The sequence below is a fragment of the Proteus cibi genome (genome assembly GCF_003144405.1).
GTDB classification, from domain to species: domain Bacteria; phylum Pseudomonadota; class Gammaproteobacteria; order Enterobacterales; family Enterobacteriaceae; genus Proteus; species Proteus cibi.
On sequence record NZ_PENW01000019.1, the window covers coordinates 192071 to 217284 of the forward strand.

The window sequence follows — 25214 nt, forward strand, 5'->3', positions numbered from 1 at the left end:
TGGCTTTTACAAAGAGAGACAATTATGTTCGGAAAAGGTGGTTTGGGTAATCTGATGAAGCAAGCCCAACAAATGCAAGAAAAAATGCAGCAAATGCAAGAAGAGATCGCAAACTTAGAAGTGACTGGTGAATCTGGCGCTGGCTTAGTTAAGATCACTATCAATGGTGCTCATAATTGCCGTCGTGTTGAAATCGATCCTAGTCTGCTAGAAGATGACAAAGAGATGCTAGAAGATTTGATTGCTGCTGCCTTTAATGATGCTGCACGTCGTATTGATGAAACACAAAAAGAAAGAATGGCTTCTGTTTCTAACGGTATGCAATTGCCACCAGGCTTTAAGATGCCATTCTAATGCAAACCAGCCCACTTCTTGAATCATTAATGGAAGCGTTGCGTTGTTTACCCGGTGTCGGACCTAAATCAGCGCAACGAATGGCTTTCCAACTACTTCAACGCGATAGAAGCGGTGGTATGCGACTTGCACAAGCACTCACGCGTGCAATGTCTGAAATTGGTCATTGCTGTGATTGCCGAACTTTTACTGAAGAAGAGCGTTGTACTATTTGTGCTAATGTTCGCCGTCAGCAAAATGGGCAAATTTGTGTTGTTGAAAGTCCTGCGGATATTCATGCTATCGAGCAGACAGGGCAGTTTGCGGGTCGATACTTTGTTTTAATGGGGCATTTATCCCCTTTAGATGGTATTGGTCCTATGGATATTGGTTTAGATAGACTTGAAGAGCGTTTAAGCCAAGAGTCTATTTCAGAAGTGATCTTGGCGACAAACCCGACTGTTGAAGGTGAAGCAACAGCTAATTACATTGCTGAAATTTGTGCTCAGTATGATATTGCTGCCAGCCGAATTGCCCATGGCGTTCCTGTGGGGGGCGAGCTTGAAATGGTCGATGGTACAACGCTTTCGCACTCTATCGCTGGACGCCAAAAAATCCACTATTAACATCATAATTAGTTGATTAAAAAGCACCTTTTACAGATTGTAATAAGGTGCTTTTTTTCATCTGAAATTATGAAAACACGCTCAAATTTAATTTAAAACATCGAGTTTTAAACCTTACGGCTTATTTTTTATCAGAAATATCTTTATCTTTACTTTATTGCTTTTTTCTTTCTGATGAATTTTGCGTCTTTATGTTACATTAATCTTTATCATGAAAAATAATAACTAAATGATGGAGCATCTTATGATCCCTGACGTAGCCTTGGTTGATAATAGTGAACAAAGAACCCCTCTGATCTTAGTGCTAGATAGCTCTGGTAGTATGTATGGGCAGCCTATTCAACAACTCAATGAAGGCCTTAAGTTACTTGAGCAAGAACTAAAAAATGACGTTATTGCGGCGAAACGTGTGCGTATTTTAGTGATTGAATATGGCGGCTATGACCAATGCACTGTTCATGGTGATTGGAAAGATGCGATGGATTTTACGGCACCTGTTTTAGAGGCAAATGGTACAACGCCGATGGGGCAAGCCATTACACTCGCACTTGAAGAAATTGAAGCTGAAAAACAGCGCTTTAAACAAGCAGGTGTTGCTTATACTCGCCCTTGGTTATTTTTAATGTCTGATGGCGTTCCGACAGATCAGTGGGAACCGGCAGCACAGCTTTGTCGCCAAGCAGAAGAAAGCCAAAAAACAGCGGTATTTCCTATCATGGTTGATGGTGCATCAGCAGAAGTCATGGGAAGCTTTAGCCGTAATGGTGTTAATGGTGTGAAAATGCTTAAAGGGCTACAATTTAAAGAATTATTCTTGTGGCTAAGTGCTAGCATGCAGGTGGTTTCTCAATCAACACCGGGTGGCACGGCACAATTACCTTCAACTGATTCTTGGGCGAGTGTACCTGTTTGATGAATGATTGGTTAGCTTATGGGGCATCTGTGACAGGTATTGCCCATCAAGAACGTCAAATTCCCTGTCAGGATGCTTATTTTATTCGCCGTAAAGGTGAATATCTTATCGCTGCTGTTTGTGATGGCGCAGGCTCCTCTCGTTATAGTGAACAAGGTGCTCAGCTTGTTGCTCGGTTATTTACGCTACGTATTACAGAGTGGCCAAATATTGATTTGTTAACCGAAAAACAGATAACACAAGGGGCTAAACAGCTTATTGACGATATTCGCCTCCAACTGGCTGAATATGCAGAAATAAAACAGTGTGCGCTTAATGAATATGCATCAACACTGGTTGCCTGTTGGGTTGGTGATGATGGTGGTTATTTGTTCCATTTAGGTGATGGTATTGCGGTGGTGGAATATTGTGATGGTACCCGTTATGTATCACAGCCTGAAAATGGGGAATATGCGAATCAGACTTGGTTTGTGACATCAGAAAATTGGGAAGCGCATTTACGTGTCATTCCCCTAAATAAACCAGTAAAACAAGTTATTTTGATGTCTGATGGTGTACAGCCTTTTGCTATGAATAAAGCGTGTGATGCACTTTATGAACCGTTTATTACCCCCGTGATCCGTTATTTAAAAACAGTATCAGAAGATAGCGGAAGTGAGGCATTAGCAGGGACTTTAGCTGATCCTCGAACGCATTCAATCACAGGTGATGATAAAACTTTAGTTATTTGCATCAGGGATGAAGAGTTGTGGTAAAAGCAAGAAAGAAAGGGGTAGCTCAACCAGTATCTAGGCAATTACAAGATGAAAACGGTAAAATTTATCAAATAGGTGATTTGATAAAAAGCGGTGGTGCAGGTAGCGTTAGCCATATTAATAATGCCTCTTTTCAAGTCTCAAAAGTTTATCATGACAAAATTGATAAAGCCTATTATCTGAAAAAGATCTCGGCAATGCAGAAGTTAGAACCTGCATTAAAGCCCGTTTCTGTTAACGGTACGCCTATTATTCAACTCGCATGGCCTCAAGCTCGTTTATACAATAGTCAAAAGCAATTTGTTGGCTTTGTGATGCCTGAACTTGATGTCAAAAATACGATTGAGTTGGAATATATTCTTCAAGATCGCCAAGCCAAAGCTCACGGTTTACCCACTGGAATGGGGGCGAAAGTGAGTCTCGCCTATAACCTTTGCTCATTGATTGACGCTTTACATCAACAAGGGCACCGTATTATTGATATGAAACCGCTGAATTTGCGGTTTTATAAATCAAGTTTGTATATGTCTCTTCTCGATTGTGATGGATTTAGTATCCAAGGAGAGAATACACGTTATCCCGCAGGGCAATTTACTGTTGAATATCTAGCGCCAGAATTTCAAGCTAAGCAAACTATTCCAGAAACAGAAGAAGAGTGGCAAGACCGATTTGCCTTAGCGGTAATTATTTTTCAGTTGCTTAATTTCGGTATTCACCCTTTTAGTGGTCGCCCTAAAAATGACACCGTACCTACGGATATCCCAAGGCGTATTGCGGGGCGTTTTTATGGTTATGGCCTAAAGGCGCATAATTTGATCGCCCCAAATGTCGCCAGTGGGCATAAACAATTACCCGATAAACTCAGAACACTGTTTGATAAAGCCTTTTCAGGCACACCTTCGCAAAGACCAAGTGCAAAAACATGGGCGACAGCACTCTATGAATACGCACAACCCGAAAAGCAACAGTTAGTCATTTGTCAAAAAGACAAAAACCACCAGCATTTTGCAGGTAAAGCCTGTGCCACATGTGCAAGGCAAACTCAGTTACAGCAAGTTGCAACGACTCAAAAACAAAACCAAACGCAACGCGAGCAAGTTCGTCAAAAAAGAGTACAAAATGCGCATATCCGACAAGCCTCCACCCAAACTACGCCTGCGAAACCTATTCAGCCTCCAGCAATATTTATTGCGGTTAAAAATGCAATAAATAAAGTACCCAAAGTGATATTGCATACGGCTATTGCCATGCTAGCCCCTGTGATTTTTGGGGTATTACTGATGAATTTTATTCCACAAGGTGTCAGCGGTAGTTTAGGTTCTAGCTGGGTCGCCGATTTAATCAAAGCGGATTATATTGAACAAATACTCATAACGATGTTGAGTCTCATGTTTTTAATGGTTTCAGCCATTATTTTGTTAGTTATTTTTGTTTTCCCTTCAATGCATATTTTGAAAAGAAAGCCATAGGTTAGGGGAAATAACATGAAAAAAAGAATAAAGCTGATCCTGATTATTATTGGCGTTATAACGTTACTGTTCCCTTTTTGGTTACCCGCCTTTTTAGTTTCAACCTTTAGCTTGATTGATAGTGTTAATAGCAACATTCTCCCCTCATCTGTGCGCTTTGATGAGCGTAATTTCTTACTGGGAGTATGGCTAGGCTCTCTCATTATGACGATTGTGATGTTATTGCAATCGTGGCGAGCTAAAAATATTTACTATTTATTCGGGGGGGGAGTCGTGCTTTTAATGGCACTGGGTGTGTCATTTTCCGTGATACCTAAGAATGAATTAGAAGATCGGCGTCGTTTTGTTTTACAAAATATCGAACAATCTGAATGGCAAAATTATCACTATTTCGTGGTTAATAGCGAAAATGACATTCGTAAAGCTATTCGGTCTAATCAAGCTAAAGCATTGGCATCGCTTAGCGCTATTGAAAAAGCACGAATAGCTTTACCAGGATTAGATTATTTTAGTGATGATGTGGTTGCTGCGACAAAAGCGAAAGATGCTTATTTAGTTCATGCAAAAGGAACACCAGAACGCGCAGACGCTTTAAAAACACTCAATTTTTATGGTGACTGGCTATTAAATCAACCTGAGATTATGGTTGCTCAGGCGCTAGCTTCCCTTTCAAAGACTCATGATGCTCAATTAGCGCAATCAGGTATTAATGTGATTGCGGTTGCACCATTATCGCCAGAGGCATGGCAAGTGTTAGCATTGACGTATATTGCTCATCGTTCTTTGGATGCGCAAATCGAAAAAGCGATGTTAGCGTTAATGGTGGCAGATACGCTGAAACAGGCTAAGCAAGGTCGTAATGATATTGCAGCACAACAATTGTTGAAAAAAGCGATTTCAGAACTTACTGAAAATCAGCGTCAGATTTATCAGATATTACAAGCTCGAGTTATTGAAGATCGTTTTTATCGACAAAACAGTACACCACCAGAAGAAGTCACAAAGCTTGCTAATCAGAGATTACCAGTGAGCAATGCAATCAATAATGATTTAACCACCTATCTTGAAATGCAATCAATGATGGGAAAAGAGTATCCCGGAGAAGTGACGGTTGAATCACCTAATGAAGTAAAAAATTTAACTGAGATCCGTTATCCAACAATTAGAAAATATATCCCTCGTGCAGATGTTATTTTATCCGTTGATGTCGATCCTCAAGGACGCATTTCAGGGCTCTGGGTACAAAACAGTAGTGGCGTTGATGCTTTCGATGATCAAGCTGTGAGTGTAGCTCGCCATTGGCGTTTTATGCCAAATAAAGACGGGTATCGTCAACGTGTGACTGTCCGTTTCGAAAGTACCCGCCTTGGTTGGAAAGAGTATGCCGTTAAACTGCAATCCACATTGATAAAACTGGTTAAGGCCTATGCAAGACAAGATGCTAAAGGGGTAACACTTACCGAAAATGCTTATTCAGAATTGAAAAAACAAGCACCAGAATTAGAAGATAGAAGAGAAGAGGCTCGCTCTAGCTATGATCCTTATGCTTCTTATTACCCTAGATTATCCCAACGACAGCAAGAAAAGCGTGCAGCGTTACAAGCCATCTTAAAAGAGTTACAGACATTGCCTAATGGTGAGAATAACCATGAAAATTGGGATAACAGTATTCGCTTTTTAAATGAAAAACTCGCTCTACATCAAGATAATGCCGATATCGTGAGAACAGTGGCACGTTTTGAATTGCAATATTACAACGTAGGAACCAACAATTTAGCGAGTTCTCCTAAAATTTATCCGCAAGATAAGGCGTATTGGCAAACCTTATTATTGCAAGCGCGTACTCATTTTGAACAGGCGATTGCATTAGAGCCCGATCGTGAAGATGTCTGGTTAGGATGGGGCATAACATGGCTTGATGAAGATCCGGAAATTGCTACGGGGGCATTTGCTAAAGCAACACAACAAAAGTCCAAAGAGAGTATTAGCTCTTTAATGCAGATGCTAGAAATGAGAATGGTGATAAGTACACTTGAAGGGGCTCGCTTAGAGCGCTATCAAACCTTACGAGCGCGAATGGATATGCGCTATTTACCTGACGACATTGAAATTAAGCCTGAAGATGATTATCTCAGCGATGATTTAACTCAAATTCAATTAGCTCAACGTGCAATCCCTGCATCAGATCCGAATAGCAAGGTTGTTCGTTTACCGTTGAATACTGATAAAATTGTTCAATCAAACCGGACATTTAGTATTGATTTTTCATCAGCAAATATAAAAGGTAGCGATCAGATATTACCGACAGTGAATGCACCTGTTACAGCCCCTAAAACAGGGGATATGATCTTACAACTTGATGTTGATCCTCAAGGCATTCCTACTGTGGTGTTATTGAAATCTGGTAGTGGTGATATGAGCATAGACAATGCTGTTATTGATGCCGCATATCAGTGGCGTTTTAATAGTTCACCCGCTCGAAAAGGTAATGTGTTTTTGATATCAGTTCAATTCAGTCAATAATGACTCTTTAATTAAATAATGTTATAAAAAACCTCCTTTTTTGTTAGTAAAAAGGAGGTTTTCTTTTATTCAGTGATTTTCTAACTTATTGAAAGTCATAAAATTGTTATCTAGATCACAAAAAAATCACCATTTAAAAATAGCAGAACCACTTAACTGAGAAAATAGACCGCTTAATTCGTTATACAACCGCTAAGAGATTTAATCACACCATTCCAGTGTAAGAATTCTTATTATGTAGCTGCGGGCAGTTATCTCTCATATTCGCTCAAATCATTCTCTACTGTCCCGCATTACTCTTTGGCTGTTCGGTCTTGCCTGAAAAAAAGGTGTCTCATGAACAAAAATGCATTTTTAAAGCACGTACCTTGGGTGATCCTCGGGATTATTGGTGCTTTTTGTCTTTCAGTGGTTGCACTTCGTCGTGGTGAACACGTCAGTGCGCTGTGGATAGTTGTTGCTTCTGTTGCTGTTTATTTAGTTGCTTATCGTTATTACAGTCTGTACATCGCTCAAAAAGTGATGAAACTGGACCCAACTAGAGCAACACCTTCTGTTGTCAATAATGACGGTTTGAACTATGTTCCAACTAACCGTTATGTTTTATTTGGTCACCACTTTGCGGCTATCGCGGGTGCAGGTCCTTTAGTTGGACCCGTTCTTGCTGCGCAAATGGGGTACTTACCGGGTACACTTTGGTTATTAGCCGGGGTTGTACTTGCTGGTGCCGTACAAGACTTTATGGTGTTGTTTATTTCAACACGCCGTAATGGTAACTCACTTGGCGAGATGATAAAGAAAGAGATGGGTCCTATTCCGGGTACTATCGCTTTATTCGGCTGTTTCCTTATCATGATCATCATTCTTGCGGTGCTTGCACTTATCGTTGTTAAAGCCTTAGCAGAAAGCCCATGGGGTGTGTTTACTGTTTGTTCAACAGTACCTATTGCCCTGTTTATGGGTATCTATATGCGTTATATCCGTCCAGGTCGTGTCGGTGAAGTCTCGGTTATCGGTATTGTATTACTGATTGCTGCGATTTGGTTTGGTGGTGTGATTGCCCACGACCCATATTGGGGACCTGCGCTAACCTTTAAAGATACAACCATCACCTTTGGTCTTATTGGTTATGCTTTCGTTTCTGCATTACTGCCAGTTTGGTTGATCCTCGCTCCGCGTGATTACTTAGCGACGTTCCTGAAAATTGGGGTTATCGTTGGTTTAGCAGTTGGTATTGTTATCCTAAACCCTGAACTGAAAATGCCAGCGGTTACTCAATATGTCGATGGTACAGGGCCGTTATGGAAAGGGGCTTTATTCCCATTCTTATTTATCACTATCGCTTGTGGTGCCGTTTCTGGTTTCCACGCACTGATTGCTTCAGGTACAACACCTAAACTTATCGCCAATGAAATGGATGCGCGTTTTATCGGTTATGGTGCAATGTTAATGGAATCATTCGTTGCGATCATGGCGTTAGTCGCTGCATCCATCATTGAACCCGGTCTGTATTTTGCAATGAATACACCACCAGCAGGTTTAGGTATTACTATGCCAAACCTTCATGAATTAGGGGGCGAAAATACCGCAGTTATTATGGAGCAGTTAAGAGAAGTTACTGTTCATACTGCTGCAACGGTGAGTTCATGGGGCTTCGTTATTTCGCCAGAAGAAATTCTACAAACGGCGAAAGATATTGGTGAGCCTTCTGTATTAAACCGTGCTGGTGGTGCGCCTACCTTAGCAGTTGGTATCGCGATGGTATTCCATAAAATCATTCCTGCTGCGGATATGGGCTTCTGGTATCACTTTGGTATCTTGTTTGAAGCGCTCTTTATTTTAACAGCGTTAGATGCGGGTACACGTTCTGGCCGCTTTATGTTCCAAGACTTGTTAGGTAACTTTATCCCTTACCTGAAGAAAACAAACTCGTTCATTCCCGGTGTGATTGGTACCGCGGGTTGTGTAGGATTATGGGGATATCTGTTATACCAAGGTGTTGTTGACCCATTAGGCGGTGTTAAGAGCTTATGGCCACTGTTTGGTATTTCAAACCAAATGTTAGCGGCAGTTGCTCTGGTATTAGGTACTGTTATCTTAGTTAAGATGAAACGTACTAAATATATCTGGGTGACAGTGGTTCCAGCCGTATGGTTATTAATTTGTACAACATGGGCATTAGGTCTGAAACTTCTCAGCGATGATCCACAAATGGAAGGTTTCTTCTACTTAGCAAATGAATACAAAGCGAAGATCTTAGCAGGTGGTGCCGACTTAACTGCGGCTGAAATTACCAATATGAACCATATTGTAATTAATAACTACACCAATGCTGGCTTAAGTATTCTGTTCTTAGTGGTTGTTTACAGCATCATTTTCTACGGTTTCCGTACCGCAATGAAAGCACGTAAAAACCCAGAAGAAACAGCACAAGAAACACCGTATGTTCCTATGCCAAAAGATGTAAAAGTGTCCTCAGGTCACTAATTTAGGTAGCTAGGTTAAACCCCCGTGCTGGCTTGCCAGTGCGGGGCTTAGGAGAAACTTATGTTTGGTAATTTAGGACAAGCTGGAAAATATCTAGGACAAGCAGCACGTATGCTAATAGGTATTCCTGATTACGATAATTATGTGCAACACATGAAGGATAACCATCCAGATAAGCCTGTTATGACCTATAACGAGTTTTTCCGTGAGCGTCAGGAAGCCCGTTATGGCGGTGGTGATGGTAAAGGCGGTTTTCGCTGTTGCTAATGATCCGTAAAGGAGACAAATGATGGAACCTATTGCAGTGACAATTCTGACTGGTTTTTTAGGATCAGGAAAGACAACACTTTTACGTCATATGCTTAATGAAGAGCATGGCTATAAAATTGCCGTTATTGAAAATGAATTTGGTGAAGTCCCTATTGATGATGAAATCATTGGTGATAGAGCCACTCAAATTAAAACACTGACCAATGGTTGTATTTGCTGTAGTAAATCGAATGAATTAGAAGACACGCTATTAGACTTATGTGACAGTTTGGATCGCGGTGAAATCGAGTTTGATAGATTAGTTATTGAATGCACGGGTATGGCTGATCCAGGTCCTATTAGCCAAACATTCTTTTCTCATGAGATCATCTGCCAGCGCTACTTATTAGATGGCATTATCACGCTTGTTGATAATGTTCACGCTCAACAACAACTGGATCAATTTACGATAGCCCAATCACAAATTGGTTATGCTGACCGCATTCTGTTAACGAAAACAGATGTCACGCCAGCCTCTCCTGAATTAATGGCACGATTAAGACGTATTAATGCCAGAGCACCTGTACACACCGTTATTCATGGGCAAGTTGATTTAGGACTACTGTTTAACGTAAAAGGTTTTATGTTGAACGATAATCTCGATGTAAAACAGCCCCTGTTTCGTTATCAGGCGGATAAGCAAGATGATATCAGCTCGATTGTATTAAAATTTGATTATCCTGTTGAGTTACAAGAAGTTTCAGATGTAATGGAAAAATTATTATTAAGCTTTGCTGATAATCTTTTGCGTTATAAAGGGATATTAAATATCAAAGACCAACCTAATCGTTTGTTATTCCAAGGTGTACAACGCCTTTATAGTGCTGATTGGGATAGACCGTGGAATGAAGATGAAACTCGTCAAAGTACATTGGTCTTTATTGGTATTCAATTACCAGAAGAAGAGATAAGAGCCAATTTTGATGCATTGATGCCTAACACAGAAGAAAAGGCTCATTAACCTAATACCCTGTAGTGAGTGTTAGAAAGCAGTAAGAAGTAAGAAGTAACCGTAGTAGCCGTAAATAGCAGTAACGAATATTGATAAGCTCCTGACTTGAGGAGGGTCCTGTTCCTAGGATCTTATTTTTCACCCCATAATAACCAACATTATGGGGTGCTTTTTTTTAAATGCTCAAATTAACCATTAGCAACGGCTTTATATTCCATGATCTCAATAATTTGAATATCGGTATGTTGCATTGCACGGCTTGCTAGTGCACATAGATTTTCAATTGTAGAATCAACATCATGAGCGACAATACCGTCATTACCTGTCACATAAGTGTTGTCTAGAGCCATTAACACAGCTTTGTAAGCTGCACTCGCGCCTGTTGAGACTTTCATCGCACAGCTATTTGAAGCACCATCACAAATCACACCGCTGATATCGCCAATCATGCTACTGATTGCCATCGCCATAGATTCATAACGTTCATCCATTAGCCACGCAATTGCACCTGCGGCACCCATTGATGCGGTTGTTGCTGCACATAATGCAGATAGTGCAGGGAATTTATGGTGAATATAAATAGCCAGTAAATGGGAAAGCATTAATGCTCTTGCCATTTTCTCTTCGCCAACTTGTAAATATTCAGCGACCACCACAACCGGCATCGTTGCAGCAATACCTTGGTTACCTGAGCCAGAGTTACTCATTGCGGGTAAAACGGCACCTCCCATACGAGCATCAGACGCAGCAGAAGTACGGATCATGATTTCTGATAATAAATCTTTTGCCAATAAGCCACGCTGTTGTTGGCGTTGTAAAGTTTGCCCAATATGTAAACCATAAGTATTGTTCAAACCTTCTTTTGATAACGCATCATTTAAGTGTGCTGACTCAAGAATAAAAGAAATTTCTTCTACTGGTGTTTGGGTAACAAACTGGTAAATTTCTTGAGTATTAGTTTGGGCTAACGTTTCTTTGATTTCGCAAGGTGATGCAGACTGTTCTGTGCCAGCACAAGTGTTATCAAGAACAACATGACCGTTATGAATAATTTTAACAATATTAGTGTGGTTACCTGCAATAATGACAGTTGCACTGTTTTCACTGTCTTCAACAGTCACTTCGCTATATAGAACTTCTTGGCACGCTTTTTTAATCGAAACATTCACAATGCCTGCCGCTAATAGTGCTTTGCTTTGCTCAACGTGCTCTGACGTTGCATGCTTTAATACTTCAAGACCGGCTTTACAATCGCCCCCTACAGCACCTAGGCTTGCTGCAATGGATAATCCCACCATGCCTGTACCCGGTACAGTTACGCCCATACCATTTTTCATTAAATTAGGAGAGACTTCTGCACTAATGCGGGTAATAGAGTGTTGTAAGTAACTCGCTGCTGTTGCAGCCGCTAATGCAAGCGAAATAGGTTCTGTACAACCTAAAGCGGGTTTGACTTGTTGCTTAACTGCCGCTATCAATATTTTCCAACGAGAAGATAATTGTTCTTTCATTGCATGCATCCAATAAACAGTATGAGAATTCAACGGGTTATTCTATTTTTAATACAAACATCATACTGAATTTATGGGAGAAAGTTTTTTCTGAATTTACTAAGATTGTATAAAATTTGAGAAAATATTCCCTTTCTTAACTTCAAGATTGGTAATTTTTTCTCTACCAAAGATAAGGCAACCGTTTTGACTCTCTTGCAATATTTATCCATAAAAAGATGGGGTATTTTATGCTTTTTATTAAAGATAAGGGGTAATAAATAAAAGGGAATGAGAGGATTTTTAATATCTAATAATGAGATTAAACAAAAATGCAATAGAATGAATACACCATTCTATTGCTAGTATAATTATCATACTTAATGTGGGCTAACTCAGAATAGTTAAAATAAATGGCAATGAGTGAGTGCATTTAATATGCATGTCATCATTTTAACAAAATAAATAATAGACGTTTTGTTTTCTGCTGTATAAGAATAATATCTTATTATTTTGTTAATATTTTCAAAAAATTATTAAATTTTCTTTCATCGTTAAAATAAGCGAATAAATATATTTTCAATAAAATATAACTAAATTTTTATTTATGGAAATAACAATAAATTATCTTCACTTATTTTTAATATGTTTATTATTTGAAAATAACCTGAAGCAAAAATTATGCTTCAGGTATATTTATTAATAATAGAAGATCGCAATAATCGCACTATGGAATACGAAACCGACCATAAGTGGTATTGCAGTCCTTTTTACAACATCAAACGGCTGTAATTTTGCGCCACTCGATACAGCAATGATCACACCCGCCACAGGAGACATACCTCGTCCCATATGTGACGCTTGTTGCATTGGTAAAATCATCGCAATTGGGTTTACCCCCATGCTATGGGCAATTTGTGGAATAAGTTCAACGAATGCAAGGAAAGGGGCATTACCTGAACCCATAATAATCGCGGCAGCTAATGTCACGATAGCGAAGACCAATGCCATTGCAAATGGCGGCAGGCCAACAGATTCCGCCATAACGATCAGGCTGTCTATTGCACCACTGACTTTAATACCATGAGCAAAAACACCCGCTGCGACTAATAATCCAACAACATTACTAAATGCAGAACCCATACCTTTTAAGAAATGCTGAAAGCCTGCACATACTGATTTAAAATCACGTAAGCGTAATGTTTCAATCAGCATACAAATCGCCATTGAAATCAATACAATTGTGACTACATCAAGGTGAATACCTTCAACAAATAGGCTTGATGAACTTACTGCCATAATGATAGGTAACATTGGCAGTAAGGCATAAAAGCCAGGTACATTTTTATCACTCTTTGTTTCTTCAGACATTTTGCCTAATTGAGGTACAAATCCGGCTTTTCGGTCACAATGGCGTTGCCAGAAGATATGTGTAATCCCCACGGCTAAGACGGTTGCAATCGCCGCAGGCCCTTGGTAATAAAGCACATATTCAACAACACCTAAGTCAACCGCTTTTGCACCTCGAATAGCATCAATTGCCGTTGGGGTGTAAGCAACGCCTAATGAAGTTGCAATTACACCCGCGGCAGATGCAGGAGATAAGCCAAGTCCTATCATAATTGGGAACATCGTGCCCATTAATAGAACCGCCAATCCCGTTGCTGAAGGAATAGCCAGTTGCAAAATACTCGCGAGTAAAAAAGAGAAAAAGAGTAACACATAAGGTGAGCGCATATTTTTCAATGGGCGAGTTGCAACACGAACAACGGCCTCATTTGCACCAATATGATCCATATAATGTGCAAATCCCATCAGCGCCATAATCATCAGACCTAAGTCTGCCGCTCGGCTACTAAAGAGATCACGCATTACTTCAAAAGGATCTAACCAGCCAATACCTGTTGTTTTGACATTTTTAGGAAGAATATCTCCCCAACCAAACATCATTGTTAGCGCCATTAAGGCTAAACCAGCAACTAACAAAACAGGCTCGGCTTTATATCCTTTCAAGATCATTCTAGCGACAATAACAACGACAATTAAGACCGCAAGAATTTGGATCATGCTTTAGCTCCAGGTGCAAAACGTTCAGCCGTGATCTTAACGACAGATTTTAAGACATCACTGGCAGCGTAAAGCGATTTCACTGGCAGATATTCATAAATAGAGTGGAAGTTATGAGCACCTGTAAAAATATTAGGGCAAGGTAGACCATTTTGAGAGAGTGCTGCACCATCATAACCACCACGCATTGGGATTGGGCGAGGTGTAATGCCATTTGCTTCATAAGCCGCCACTGCAATATCGATAGGATAACGATTATCACCTTGTAGGCTATTAAACACGTTGGCATAACGGTCAGCTTGTTTGCAAACGACAGAGCCTTCACCCCATAAACCTTCACAATATTCTGAAAGTTGTTTTAAAAACGCCATGCGTTGTGCATAACCTTTTTCGGTGAAATCACGCACATCCATTTTTAATACAGTACGCGCACTATTCCCTGCTAATTGTTTGACCCAATAATAACCCTCACGTCCTTCGGTATATTCAGGTGCTTCACCGCCTGGTAACATTGCAACAAACTTGTGCGCCATTAACAGTGAATTTTTTAATTTGCCTTTGGCAGACATTGGGTGCGCTGATGCACCTGTAAAGATAATCTCAACATCACCCGCATTCCAGTTTTCATACACTAACTCACCAATACCGCAGCAATCTAAGGTGTAGGCAAAATCAGCCCCAAATTCTTTAGTATCAAAGGCTTTTGCACCACGTAAACCTTGTTCTTCATCGGGGACAAAACCAATTTTAACTGTACCGTGTTTCACTTCAGGATGCTGTTTAAAGTACTGCAACATATCCATAATAGAGGCGATAGCGGCTTTATCGTCAGCACCTAATAGGCTTGTGCCGTCGGTCACGATAATATCGTCACCAATATAGTTTTCTAATTCAGGGAATTCGCTTTGACGTAAATAAATATCAAGTTCTTTATTTAAGCAAAGGTCACCACCTTTATAAGGTAGAATTTGCGCTTTCGTATCATTAGTTTGTTCTGCACTGGTATCTAAGTGACCAAAAAAAGCGACGGTTGGAACGTCATAGTCAAGGTTAGAAGGCAGTGTTGCGGTAACAATTGCTGTATCGCGAATTTTGATATCTTCAACACCTAACGCTTTTAATTCTTCAACTAATTGTAGTGCAAGCACTCGCTGACCTTCTGATGAAGGCATAATGCCAGCCGCACCGTTTTCCCTATTAGTGGTGGTGTTAACTTTTGTATAAGAAATAAATCGTTCAACGAGATTCATAACAAGACTCCATTGTGTTTTTAATTGTATTTTCTTTTATTTAATCTAAGTCGTCTTCTTGATAAGAAAAAGCCAACACTTACTTTTATCATAAAAAAAACAGTAGTGAATTATGAAAAAATAATTTTTTTTACAAGAAAAGTTTAATGTTAATCAATATTTTATTTTTGGTTTTTTATTTATTAAAAAAAAACGTGTTTTGTGTATGTGAAGTTATTTGATTTAACTTATGGTCCCGTTTTTCTGTGATCTTAATCATAAAAAAATAGACTCGGTATTAAATATGTTAAAAATATAAAATTAATCATTATTTATTTTAATGTATTGTTTTATTTAATAATTATATTTAATTAACTTTTTTATGAAGATTTTTCGCTAATAATGATTAAAAAAACATAACTTATTGATAGACAGCGATTATGATATACAGTTTAATTCGCCTAACACGATTAGGGGGATATATGTATATAAATAATATAGTTAGAGACACATTTTTAGCGATAAGAAACATTGAAAACAAAGGCAGTAAAATTAAAAATGTTATAAATGGGATGATATTAAGTTGTTATAATACAATTGTTAGCTTTATAAAACCCAATTCTAATATAGAAAATAATTTTTTAGGACTAAAAAACAGTATTTCTAATATTAAAAATGAAAATAATAAGAACGAAAGCAATGCTATAAAATTAGATAATAAAGAAATAAAAAACAAAAAAGAGATTAATGAAGTTTTTGATGGATATTTATCTAGAGCACAAAGAAAAGTAAAAAGTGATGAAATAAAAGAAATGGTAATTAATGATATTATTTCCTCTTTGGAGGAAATACCTACATTAGAGAAAGAAAAAATTACAGAATTTAAGAATGAGCTATATTTTAATTCTAAATGGATTTTATTTTCTGATGATAAAACATCTTTAACGAAAGTTAAAGACGATTTTATGGGTTCAATAGTTGATACTCTATTAAATTCAGATGATAAGATAAAATCTAATATTGGAAATATTGATAGTTATAAATATTTTTTACAAGATAGTATTAATAATACTGTCGATATTATTCTTTACAAAAATTAGTTTTATATATTTTTTGTAAAAAATTATTTATATAGATGGTGGATAAATGGTAGATGGAGAAAAATCAAAATATATAATATCATCTATGTTGAACTAATAGGATGATAATAATGTATCTTGAAAATATAAACATAATACCACAAGGAATGTCTTCAATTTTATCAAATCATCTATCAGATAGTGCTCTCTGTATTAATCGAGACTCGGTATTATCAGTAGAAAATTCATCAGGTAAGTTTGTCGATACTAAAGACTTAAATAGTAAATTAATTGATGTGAAAGAAGAACCTATTTATATGGCTATGAGTAGAACGATGGGGAGTATCTCCAATTCTCACGAGATTTATTATGATGAACTATCTCATGGTTATTTTTTTAATAAAAGTTTATTTATTGAAAATAGAAAAATTAATTTTTTTGTCGATCTAGATGAGAAAGAAATAGAAAAAATATTTAGTGATTTAAAAAATAAAGGATATGATGTTAATCAGCTATTAACTAAAAAATCCTTAGAAAGCACTATTGATAAATCTATTGAAGAAAATATTTATGAAACTATAGATAATAATTGTCTTTTAAAAGAAAAACTAGAATTGATTGATGAGTTATCTAACGTTATCTCCACTAATAATCAACTGAAAGGAAATTTCAAAGATAACCTTATTAAGGTTATAAATGATATCCCATTAAGTGAATTGTTTTCCTCATGTGAAAAATATGAGGAGCAATATGAGATACAAGACTCATTTTTAATTAGTCGATTTATTTATCGATTTATAGATGATTTTAATAAATCTAATAATAATAAAATCAAGGTAAATGAAGATTTAAAAAGGCGCTTAAATTCTATTGTTCTTCTAAAAAGTTTAATATTAAAAGACAATAATATTATTTAAGTCTTTGACTTCCCCCGATGAAAATATCGGGGGGAAATCGAAAGGGGGGATGTTATATATCCAAACGTTTAGTTTGCCATTTACGAGAGCGCCAACGCCATGCGTTAGTTAAACCACGTAGCCATTCATCACAAAGGAAGCCAATCCAGATCCCGACTAAGCCCATTTCCATTTTTATACCAAGGAAATAACCCACTGGAATAGCAACACCCCACATAAAGCAAATCGCGGTAATTAATGGGAATTTCGCATCTCCTGCTGCACGTAAGGCGTTAACCATCACAATATTAAAAGTACGCCCTGGTTCTAAAAAGACCGACAAAATAAATAGAGGAATTAATTGGTCAATAATGCGTTGATCTTCTGTAATGGAATACAAAATAGGATCACGCATAAACCAATAAACAATAACCACCCCGATGGTAAATATCACTCCCGTTTTTAAGCTTTTCCAGCCTCTAGCGAAAGCGTCATCAAAGCGTTTGGCTCCAACTAAGTGACCCACTAATATTTCATTACCAATACTAATTGCGATACCAAAAAGCATTAAAAATAATGACAGTTGGAAATAGAGGGTCTGTGCAGCAAGAGGGACTTCACCCATTAATCCAATAAAGGCAGATGCAGTCATATAATGTAAAATCCAAACCAAGTTTTCACCCGCAGCAGGTAAACCGATATGTAGGATTTTCCCTAACATATTTTTAGACCATACGACGAGTTGTTTGGCTTCGAATTTAATACGTAAACCGTAGAACAGTAATCCACACAGTAAAATAACTGCAATAATACGACCAACAACAGTGGACCAAGCAACGCCGACTAATCCGTATTGTGGTAAACCAAAAAAGCCATAAAGCACAATCATATTGCCAATAACAGTAACAATATTGGCGATCAATGTGACATACATCGCTGCTTTAGACTTGCCATACACTCTCAGACAAGCGGCAAGAATAATCGAAATTGCCTCAGGAATAAGGCAAATACCAATAATATGTAGGTAGTTATAGCCATCTTGCACTAAATGCTCTGGCGTATTCATAATATGTAGAATATTGTAGCCAAAGAAAAGAATGATCAAGGCACTACTCATACCTAACAATGAGTTAAACGCGATAGAAATATGAATTGCTTGGCTGGCTTTTTCTTTTTTACCGGCGCCTAAGTATTGGGCAATAACAACACTACATCCCACACTAATAAAGCTAAAAATGGTGATGAAAAGATCAAAGACTTGGTTACCGACGCCCATAGCGGCTAAGTAAGCAGTGGAAACGTGGCTTACCATGTAAGTATTAATCAATAGTGTGGCTAGATGTAGGAAAATATCTATAAATATTGGCCAACTAAGGGAAAAAAGCGAGCGATCCGCTACATCAGATTGATGCATTGAAAACCTTCTTAAAAACAGAGTGAAATCGATATTATTAATATAACGCGTAGGAAGATAATGAATTCTACAAGGTTTATTTATAAGGTAATAGCGCAAATAATGTTTATCTGGCAAAAAAGATGTTTATATGGTTTATTCATTGATAACTAATCACTATTATCATTAAGAGATGATTAACATTAAAGTCAGGGGAATCAATGAATACTAAAATAAAAGTGGCGATTGTCGGTTATGGCAATATTGGTCGATTTGCATTAGAAGCGGTTCAAGCTGCTCAAGATTTTGAATTAATGGGTGTTGTTCGTCGTGATATCAATAATATTCCAGAAGAACTGCAAAATATTACCGTGACTAACGATATTAAAACATTAGGTAATGTTGATGTTGCTCTCTTATGTTCACCGACTCGTGCCATTAAAGAATTAGCTAAATCTATTTTAAGCTTAGGCATTAATACAGTAGATAGTTTTGATGTTCACAGTGAAATTGTGTCATTAAAAACAGAATTAGATGACGTTGCAAAAAAACATGACCGTGTAGCGGTTATTTCTGCGGGTTGGGACCCGGGTTCAGATTCTATTATTCGTACGTTAATGTTAGCCATGGCACCAAAAGGGATCACGTATACGAACTTTGGTCCTGGTATGAGTATGGGGCATAGCGTAGCGGCTAAAGCCATTGAGGGTGTAAAAGATGCGCTTTCAATGACTATTCCATTAGGAACTGGAGTCCATCGTCGTATGGTTTACGTGGAATTAGAAGCTGGAGCAGATTTTAATCAAGTAGAGCAATCTATTAAAGCAGATAGTTATTTCTCTTCTGATGAAACGCATATTAAGCAAGTCGATTGTGTTGATAGCTTAAAAGATGTGGGACATGGTGTACAAATGACGCATAAAGGGGTTTCGGGTAAGACACATAACCAATTATTTGAATATTCGATGCGTATAAATAACCCTGCTTTAACCTCTCAATTTATGGTTTCAGCCGCAAGAGCAAGTATGAAACAACGTGCAGGTGCTTATACGGTGATTGAAATTCCACCCGTTGATTTCTTAGCGGGTGATTTAAATACATTAATCGCAAAACTCGTCTAATTCGATTAAGCGAGTCTGCATAAAATATTGCCCACATAAAGTGGGCAATATAGATTAACGCTTAGGCAAACTTGATGATTTTGAATTAGCGTTTAATACTTTTAAATTCTTTGGTCGTTGCAGTTAATGCCACTTCTGTGGGTAAACGTTCCATCGAACTTGCACCATAAAAGCCGTGACAATCTGGGCAGTTATCAAGGATATATTGTGCATCTTCTGGCGTTGCAATCGGACCACCATGACAGAGCACAATGACATCAGAACGTACCGCTTTTGCTGCTTTTGCCCAGTCATTAATTAAAGGCACACAGTCCGCTAAAGTTAATGCTGTTTCCGCACCAATATTACCGCCTGTTGTTAATCCCATATGAGGCACAATAATATCTGCGCCAGCTTCAGTCATTGCAATCGCATCTTCACGGCTAAAGACATAAGGTGTGGTGAGTAGATCTTTCTCATGAGCTTTGCGGATCATCTCCACTTCAAGATCATAGCCCATACCGGTTTCTTCTAAATTAGCCCGGAAATTACCATCAATCAGACCTACGGTTGGGAAATTCTGTACGCCAGCAAAACCTGTTGCTTTAACTTCATCTAAGAATTTATCAAAGTTACAGAAAGGATCTGTACCATTAACGCCCGCAAGTACAGGAGTCTGTTTAACAACAGGTAATACTTCTTTTGCCATATCCATCACGATTTCATTAGCATTACCATACGCTAATAAACCCGCTAAAGAACCACGGCCTGCCATACGATAACGACCAGAGTTATAAATAACGATAAGGTCAATACCCCCAGCTTCTTCACATTTAGCTGAAAGGCCTGTACCTGCACCACCGCCAATAATTGGCTCATGGCGTGCAATCATCTCATTGAATTTTTTTAGTAACGTTTCACGTGAATGAGTCATTCTTCTTTCTCCGTGGTTAACAAATAAGTTCCTGGTGTAAATCATAAATTTGCTGAGTAAACTCGGCAGAGTTTATGTGATAAGGACTGATGACTAACTGACGAGTCTCTGTCTCTTTAAATGTTGTTATAAATGCATCAAAAAAAGCTTGGTTCGCTTGAGGAGCCCAGAAAGGACCGCCTTCAATATCCAGAGCTGAAAAACCGCCCTGTGGTAATACAAACCGCACTGGACCTTCACACTGATTGAGTTTCTCAGCGATCCAGATACCTAATTGGCGGTTTTCCTCTGGTGTTGTGCGCATTAAGGTGACTTGCGCATTGTGATGATAAAATTGACGCCCTCTATATTTCTCAGGAACACTCGATGGGCGACCAAAGTTCACCATATCTAATGCACCACAAGAACCTATATAAGGAATTTTGGTACGGGCGATTGCACCAAAACGGTCTTCATCACAAGCAAGTACACCGTCAAACAAGTAATCACACACTTCTGTTGTTGTAAGATCGAGCACGCTATGAAGTAAGTGACTGTCTGCCAGTTTTTCCATGGCTTTACCGCCACTTCCTGTTGCATGAAAAACAAGGCAGTCATAATTATTTTCAAGTTTTTGAGTAAGTTGCTGTACACAAGGTGTAGTGACACCAAACATCGTTAATGCGACAGCGGGTTTATCAACAACTTGTTCTTCTTGGTAAAAATAAACAGCACCAGCTATTTGGTTCGCCGCATTTCTTAGAACTTTACGAGAAATGCGATTTAAGCCGGATACATCTGTAACGGAGTACATCATTGAGATATCACTTGCACCGATATAGCCTGAAATATCACCAGACGCCATCGTAGATACCATCAATTTAGGTACACCAATTGGCAACGATTGCATTGCTGGTGTAATCAGTGCCGTTCCCCCAGAACCGCCTAGCCCAAGAATGGCTAAGACATCATCTTGGTGAGTTAAATAGTGTTCAAACGCGATTGACATCGCTTCTATTGCTTTCCCTCTATCGCCACAAAACACAGCTTCTTTACCATTTGGGTGAAAGCGTGCAACTTCTGTTGCGGTAACATCTGCATCTCTTGCTAATGCCGTGGGTTTGGTTGTCAAGTCAACGGTTTTAACAGGAAGGCCTGCTTTTTTAATTAAATCACTGACATAAAAAATCTCAGCACTTTTAGTATCAAGCGTTGTGGCAATATAAATAGAACCAGAATACTGTTTCATAAGCCTTCCCTTACCTTTTATGATTATTGACGAATAGATTATAACCATAATGAGACTCGAGTTTCATTTATCATAGCATCGTTTTGAGACTCTTGTCTCATTATTTTTATTTTTATATTCTAAAGGTCGATAAGGTGTCATTAATCACCTAAAGTAAACGTTAAGTGTTGTGAGTATTTGACTTAAAATAAATTAGATACTTTAACGTGTTGAAATAACGAAGGATTTTCTATGAGTAACAATGACGAAACGGATGCTATGTCCGGTACACGAAAAAGAACCCATCAATTATTGGTGACAACGGCATTGAGACTTTTTGAGCAAGGAATGTTACCAACAGTGTCGGAATTAGCAGCACATGCAGGTGTCTCGAGAGCAACTGCATATCGTTATTTTCCCACACAAAGTGATCTAATTAGTGCCACAGTTGACGCAAGTTTAGCGCCGATCATTGCATGGAAGCCCACTCCTGAAGATAATACGCAACAGCGCATTACTGAATTGCTCAATCTTGCCTATCCACAAATGTTTAAACATGAAGGTGCATTGCGAGGTGCCTTACAAGTCTCATTACAGCAATGGGCAAAAGAGAGACAATCAAGTGAATATGCAGAAAAACGATTTATTCGCGGTCACCGTAAAGAGATTTTACTCAAAGTTATTGAGCCTTTAAAAGCACACTATCCTCAAGAAATGTGGGATAAGGTGATAAAATCATTCTCTTTGATTTACGGGTCTGAAGTCTTTTTGGTAATGAAAGATATCTGGAAAATGGATGATCAGCAGGTCATTGATATGACCCAATGGATGGCAAAAGCTATTTTAAATCAGGCTAAATCTGATTATCCTGCAGATAACGATTAATTATTTGAATAAATCAGTTAAAATTGTATAAATCATTTACGTTTTAGCTATTGCAGGGATCGTTATGTCACATAAAACAGAAGACCAAGAGTGGCTGGTAGAACAACTACAATTTATTGCACAAGGCATTGGTAAAACATTATCGCCTTTTTGTGAAGTTGTACTTCATGATCTAACCGATAGTGAAAATACCATTATGGTCATTGAAAATAATCTATCAGGTAGAAAAGTTGGAGATAGAGCAACTGAGCTGGGGATGGCACGCATTGAATCGTCTGATTTCCCTCAAATCGTGGCTAATTATCCTAACCAGTTTCCTGATGGCAGAACGGCAAAAAGCACGTCTATTGGTATTAAAGATAAACAAGGCAATTACGTTGCTGCGTTATGCTTAAATATTGATATATCAATGATCAAAGGATTACAAATGGTACTTAACCAATTTGCGACCCTTGAAGAAGGTAACGATATTATTGAAACCTTTAGTTCCGTGACTGAAGATTCGCTGAAAAAACGTATTGATGAGTTTTCTGCAACTTATTCAGTCACACCAAGAGCACTGAAACCGCATCAACGCCGTGAGTTATTACTTTGTCTACAAGATGAAGGTTATCTTTCATTACGTAAGGCAATGGAAATCACAGCACAATATCTCGGTGTTTCAAGAGCAACGGTGTATAACGATTTAAAAGAATAATTAAGAAATAAATTATTTTTAAATTCCAGCGAAATATAATTTTTAAACTAAAAAAAGATATCACTTGTTGATATCTTTTTTTTACTTTTATGCTTAATTATAAATTATATATGGTTCTTTTATTGAAAAGAGTTGATTGATTACTATTGTGCGATTTTTATAAACTTAAAAAAATAAGAGGGATAGACTATCTGTGATTGTTTTCAAATAAGGTGTTAAAAAATGAGCATTAATGGAATAGCAAAGAAAGTTGATAATGTCATTAGCAAGACAAATACTAAGATTAATGAAAAATGGATTAATTCATCCAATTTTAAATCTATTAAAAATACAAATTCAATATTAAATTTTGAAAAAAACAAGAATGCCACTTCCTCTGTATTGTCTACGTGTAATTATATAGAAAGTTGTGAAAATGTATCAGATAATAAAATTACAGAGGGTTCACTTTATGATCCTAAAAAAACGAATACATTATTAGATGGTGTCAATAATAAAGTAAGTGATTTGAGTGTTTTGGATGAATTAGTTAGTAATTTGAATGGTTTGTTTGATAATGATAAAAACGCAAATAATACAGTTAGTATTAATGGAAGTGTGAGTCGTGTAGAGAATAAAACCATTGAAAAAAAAGAGAGTATAAATAAACTCCCTGACTGGATTACTAACTCAGGGAGAAAAGAGTTAAATACAGAACAAAAACTTTATTTTAAAAGTGAGAAAAAAAGAAGTTTTAAAAATTTAGTTAAAAATTTTTCCTCACCACTTAAATTTATAAATAGATCATTATTGCCTATAAAAATAGACTTTGAAAAAACAAAAGTAAATGAAAGATTAAATGATTTTAGTTTTGGTGATATATCAAATAATAAAGATTTTAATAATTTCTCTAATAAGCTAAATAAACTAAATAAAACATTTGTTGATAATATTGATATGGTAATGAATAAAAAAGCACTTAGCCATAAAAAAATAGATATTATGATTAAATATCAAGCGTTAGAAAGATCTTTAGAGTGCAAACTTGTTAATGATATTAAGATATTAAGTCATGAATTTAAAACAGATATAGCAAAAAGTAAATTTCAAGAAAATTATTCTGATTTGCCAGGTAAAATAAATAGTAAGTTAAATTCTACTTTTAACTCGAATATTGATGAGCTTTTTTCTTCTAATATGGTTGATGAGTTGAGGGATTTATTAAAAGAGAAGATTAATAGCCAGAATAATAAGATTAACATTCATGATGTTATTAATAAAACTATTAATTCTGTAATGAGTCCGGAAAATAAAAATAACATGATGACGGAGTTTGAAAATGATGTTGAAAGTATAAAGAAAGAACTTTCTTTTAATTTAACTAAAGAGTTATTTAAAAATCTTTCAAAAGATGTCGATTTTATTGGTGAAAAAAATGCGATTGCTAAAATAGAGGGGTTAATTAAAACAGTAAAAGATGATGTTTCAAAAAAAATGGGTAACCCAACAGATAAAATAATAAATTCTCTTAAAGATAGTTTCTATGAAAACATAAAATCAAATGATAATGGAGAGGATTTGCTTACTCGATTGTTTAAAAATTCAAGTAATAATATTCATTATAAATGGGCACAAGATGCTGTTTTATTATTAATTAGTTATGAAACATTTGAAAATAAAAATGACCAAATAAGTTCGACTAATTATATCAATAATGGCGTCGTGAAAGATGGTGGGAAGGGTTCTAAAAAGATACAAGAAACAAAGATAGAAACGACATTGAGCGGTATTTTTAGTCGTTTGGGATTAAGTCTTAAAAATTTAGATGCATCGAAAGATGAAGTGCTTAGAAAATATTTTGCTAATTATTTTGAACATTATTGATATGTCA

At 37.3% G+C, this 25214-nt stretch carries 21 protein-coding genes; 15 read left to right on the top strand and 6 right to left on the bottom strand.

The window, feature by feature from the left end:
• Positions 1-24 precede the first annotated feature (24 nt).
• The 9 genes from DK865_RS12000 to yjiA all read left to right on the top strand — a co-directional run bounded on the left by DK865_RS12000 (position 25) and on the right by yjiA (position 10376).
• On the top strand, positions 25-354 hold the full coding sequence (locus tag DK865_RS12000) for a YbaB/EbfC family nucleoid-associated protein (RefSeq protein ID WP_023580840.1): 330 nt from the start codon (positions 25-27) through the stop codon (positions 352-354).
• Complete coding sequence (gene recR, locus DK865_RS12005; RefSeq protein ID WP_023580839.1) at positions 354-959, top strand: recombination mediator RecR; 606 nt, start codon at positions 354-356, stop codon at positions 957-959. Before DK865_RS12000 ends, recR begins: the two co-directional genes overlap by 1 nt.
• A 244-nt stretch (positions 960-1203) precedes the next feature.
• Complete coding sequence (locus DK865_RS12010) at positions 1204-1872, top strand: vWA domain-containing protein (RefSeq protein WP_036911657.1); 669 nt, start codon at positions 1204-1206, stop codon at positions 1870-1872.
• Complete coding sequence (locus DK865_RS12015) at positions 1872-2627, top strand: PP2C family serine/threonine-protein phosphatase (RefSeq protein WP_023580837.1); 756 nt, start codon at positions 1872-1874, stop codon at positions 2625-2627. Before DK865_RS12010 ends, DK865_RS12015 begins: the two co-directional genes overlap by 1 nt.
• Positions 2621-4096, top strand: a complete 1476-nt coding sequence (locus tag DK865_RS12020) for a hypothetical protein (protein WP_052026867.1) — start codon at positions 2621-2623, stop codon at positions 4094-4096. The genes DK865_RS12015 and DK865_RS12020 overlap by 7 nt, the downstream gene beginning before the upstream one ends.
• 15 nt (positions 4097-4111) lie before the next feature.
• A complete protein-coding gene (locus tag DK865_RS12025; protein ID WP_109392008.1) occupies positions 4112-6619 on the top strand; it encodes a TonB family protein in 2508 nt (835 codons plus the stop codon).
• Positions 6620-6955: 336 nt separating this feature from the next.
• Entirely contained in the window at positions 6956-9106 is a 2151-nt protein-coding gene (locus DK865_RS12030) for a carbon starvation CstA family protein (protein ID WP_023580835.1), read from the top strand.
• Positions 9107-9166: 60 nt separating this feature from the next.
• Positions 9167-9373 (top strand): YbdD/YjiX family protein, encoded by a 207-nt coding sequence (locus DK865_RS12035; protein ID WP_004245057.1) that lies wholly within the window; start codon positions 9167-9169, stop codon positions 9371-9373.
• A gap of 22 nt (positions 9374-9395) precedes the next feature.
• Positions 9396-10376, top strand: coding sequence for a GTPase (gene yjiA / locus DK865_RS12040; protein ID WP_036911653.1), 981 nt, complete (start codon positions 9396-9398; stop codon positions 10374-10376).
• A 179-nt stretch (positions 10377-10555) separates the two neighbouring features.
• Here yjiA and DK865_RS12045 read toward each other — a convergent pair whose 3' ends face one another.
• The 3 genes from DK865_RS12045 to pepT all read right to left on the bottom strand — a co-directional run bounded on the left by DK865_RS12045 (position 10556) and on the right by pepT (position 15174).
• A complete protein-coding gene (locus DK865_RS12045; RefSeq protein WP_109392009.1) occupies positions 10556-11878 on the bottom strand; it encodes an L-cysteine desulfidase family protein in 1323 nt (440 codons plus the stop codon).
• Between the two features lie 678 nt (positions 11879-12556).
• Positions 12557-13924 carry a C4-dicarboxylate transporter DcuC gene (dcuC, locus tag DK865_RS12050; RefSeq protein ID WP_023580832.1) on the bottom strand — a complete coding sequence of 456 codons (1368 nt, stop codon included), beginning with the start codon at positions 13922-13924 and terminating at the stop codon, positions 12557-12559.
• On the bottom strand, positions 13921-15174 hold the full coding sequence (pepT, locus tag DK865_RS12055; RefSeq protein ID WP_109392010.1) for a peptidase T: 1254 nt from the start codon (positions 15172-15174) through the stop codon (positions 13921-13923). Before pepT ends, dcuC begins: the two co-directional genes overlap by 4 nt.
• A gap of 461 nt (positions 15175-15635) precedes the next feature.
• Here pepT and DK865_RS12060 point away from each other — a divergent pair, with 461 nt between their 5' ends.
• Positions 15636-16253, top strand: coding sequence for a hypothetical protein (locus tag DK865_RS12060; RefSeq protein ID WP_109392011.1), 618 nt, complete (start codon positions 15636-15638; stop codon positions 16251-16253).
• A gap of 110 nt (positions 16254-16363) precedes the next feature.
• Positions 16364-17149, top strand: a complete 786-nt coding sequence (locus tag DK865_RS12065) for a hypothetical protein (RefSeq protein WP_109392012.1) — start codon at positions 16364-16366, stop codon at positions 17147-17149.
• A gap of 52 nt (positions 17150-17201) precedes the next feature.
• Here DK865_RS12065 and DK865_RS12070 read toward each other — a convergent pair whose 3' ends face one another.
• A complete protein-coding gene (locus tag DK865_RS12070; RefSeq protein WP_109392013.1) occupies positions 17202-18542 on the bottom strand; it encodes an MATE family efflux transporter in 1341 nt (446 codons plus the stop codon).
• 200 nt (positions 18543-18742) lie between these two features.
• Between DK865_RS12070 and DK865_RS12075 the strand changes: the two genes are divergently transcribed.
• Entirely contained in the window at positions 18743-19642 is a 900-nt protein-coding gene (locus DK865_RS12075) for a diaminopimelate dehydrogenase (protein ID WP_023580827.1), read from the top strand.
• Between the two features lie 85 nt (positions 19643-19727).
• Here DK865_RS12075 and DK865_RS12080 read toward each other — a convergent pair whose 3' ends face one another.
• Together DK865_RS12080 and DK865_RS12085 are read right to left on the bottom strand one after the other, a co-directional pair.
• Entirely contained in the window at positions 19728-20555 is an 828-nt protein-coding gene (locus DK865_RS12080) for a phosphoenolpyruvate hydrolase family protein (protein ID WP_036911647.1), read from the bottom strand.
• Between the two features lie 16 nt (positions 20556-20571).
• Entirely contained in the window at positions 20572-21783 is a 1212-nt protein-coding gene (locus DK865_RS12085; RefSeq protein WP_109392014.1) for a Tm-1-like ATP-binding domain-containing protein, read from the bottom strand.
• Between the two features lie 231 nt (positions 21784-22014).
• Between DK865_RS12085 and DK865_RS12090 the strand changes: the two genes are divergently transcribed.
• The 3 genes from DK865_RS12090 (at position 22015) to DK865_RS12100 (ending at position 25207) form a co-directional block, all read left to right on the top strand.
• The gene (locus DK865_RS12090) at positions 22015-22647 is read left to right on the top strand and encodes a TetR/AcrR family transcriptional regulator (protein WP_109392015.1); all 633 of its coding nucleotides are present in this window, start codon (positions 22015-22017) and stop codon (positions 22645-22647) included.
• Positions 22648-22711: 64 nt separating this feature from the next.
• The gene (locus DK865_RS12095) at positions 22712-23344 is read left to right on the top strand and encodes a helix-turn-helix transcriptional regulator (protein ID WP_006535016.1); all 633 of its coding nucleotides are present in this window, start codon (positions 22712-22714) and stop codon (positions 23342-23344) included.
• Between the two features lie 222 nt (positions 23345-23566).
• Entirely contained in the window at positions 23567-25207 is a 1641-nt protein-coding gene (locus DK865_RS12100; protein ID WP_109392016.1) for a hypothetical protein, read from the top strand.
• Positions 25208-25214: the final 7 nt, after the last annotated feature.

Bases quoted from the DNA above. Each gene is read 5' to 3' on its own strand.
- DK865_RS12000 (WP_023580840.1), top strand. From the start codon at position 25: ATGTTCGGAAAAGGTGGTTTGGGTAATCTGATGAAGCAAGCCCAACAA.
- recR (WP_023580839.1), top strand. From the start codon at position 354: ATGCAAACCAGCCCACTTCTTGAATCATTAATGGAAGCGTTGCGTTGT.
- DK865_RS12010 (WP_036911657.1), top strand. From the start codon at position 1,204: ATGATCCCTGACGTAGCCTTGGTTGATAATAGTGAACAAAGAACCCCT.
- DK865_RS12015 (WP_023580837.1), top strand. From the start codon at position 1,872: ATGAATGATTGGTTAGCTTATGGGGCATCTGTGACAGGTATTGCCCAT.
- DK865_RS12025 (WP_109392008.1), top strand. From the start codon at position 4,112: ATGAAAAAAAGAATAAAGCTGATCCTGATTATTATTGGCGTTATAACG.
- DK865_RS12030 (WP_023580835.1), top strand. From the start codon at position 6,956: ATGAACAAAAATGCATTTTTAAAGCACGTACCTTGGGTGATCCTCGGG.
- DK865_RS12035 (WP_004245057.1), top strand. From the start codon at position 9,167: ATGTTTGGTAATTTAGGACAAGCTGGAAAATATCTAGGACAAGCAGCA.
- yjiA (WP_036911653.1), top strand. From the start codon at position 9,396: ATGGAACCTATTGCAGTGACAATTCTGACTGGTTTTTTAGGATCAGGA.
- DK865_RS12045 (WP_109392009.1), bottom strand. From the start codon at position 11,878: ATGAAAGAACAATTATCTTCTCGTTGGAAAATATTGATAGCGGCAGTT.
- dcuC (WP_023580832.1), bottom strand. From the start codon at position 13,924: ATGATCCAAATTCTTGCGGTCTTAATTGTCGTTGTTATTGTCGCTAGA.
- pepT (WP_109392010.1), bottom strand. From the start codon at position 15,174: ATGAATCTCGTTGAACGATTTATTTCTTATACAAAAGTTAACACCACC.
- DK865_RS12060 (WP_109392011.1), top strand. From the start codon at position 15,636: ATGTATATAAATAATATAGTTAGAGACACATTTTTAGCGATAAGAAAC.
- DK865_RS12065 (WP_109392012.1), top strand. From the start codon at position 16,364: ATGTATCTTGAAAATATAAACATAATACCACAAGGAATGTCTTCAATT.
- DK865_RS12070 (WP_109392013.1), bottom strand. From the start codon at position 18,542: ATGCATCAATCTGATGTAGCGGATCGCTCGCTTTTTTCCCTTAGTTGG.
- DK865_RS12075 (WP_023580827.1), top strand. From the start codon at position 18,743: ATGAATACTAAAATAAAAGTGGCGATTGTCGGTTATGGCAATATTGGT.
- DK865_RS12080 (WP_036911647.1), bottom strand. From the start codon at position 20,555: ATGACTCATTCACGTGAAACGTTACTAAAAAAATTCAATGAGATGATT.
- DK865_RS12085 (WP_109392014.1), bottom strand. From the start codon at position 21,783: ATGAAACAGTATTCTGGTTCTATTTATATTGCCACAACGCTTGATACT.
- DK865_RS12090 (WP_109392015.1), top strand. From the start codon at position 22,015: ATGAGTAACAATGACGAAACGGATGCTATGTCCGGTACACGAAAAAGA.
- DK865_RS12095 (WP_006535016.1), top strand. From the start codon at position 22,712: ATGTCACATAAAACAGAAGACCAAGAGTGGCTGGTAGAACAACTACAA.
- DK865_RS12100 (WP_109392016.1), top strand. From the start codon at position 23,567: ATGAGCATTAATGGAATAGCAAAGAAAGTTGATAATGTCATTAGCAAG.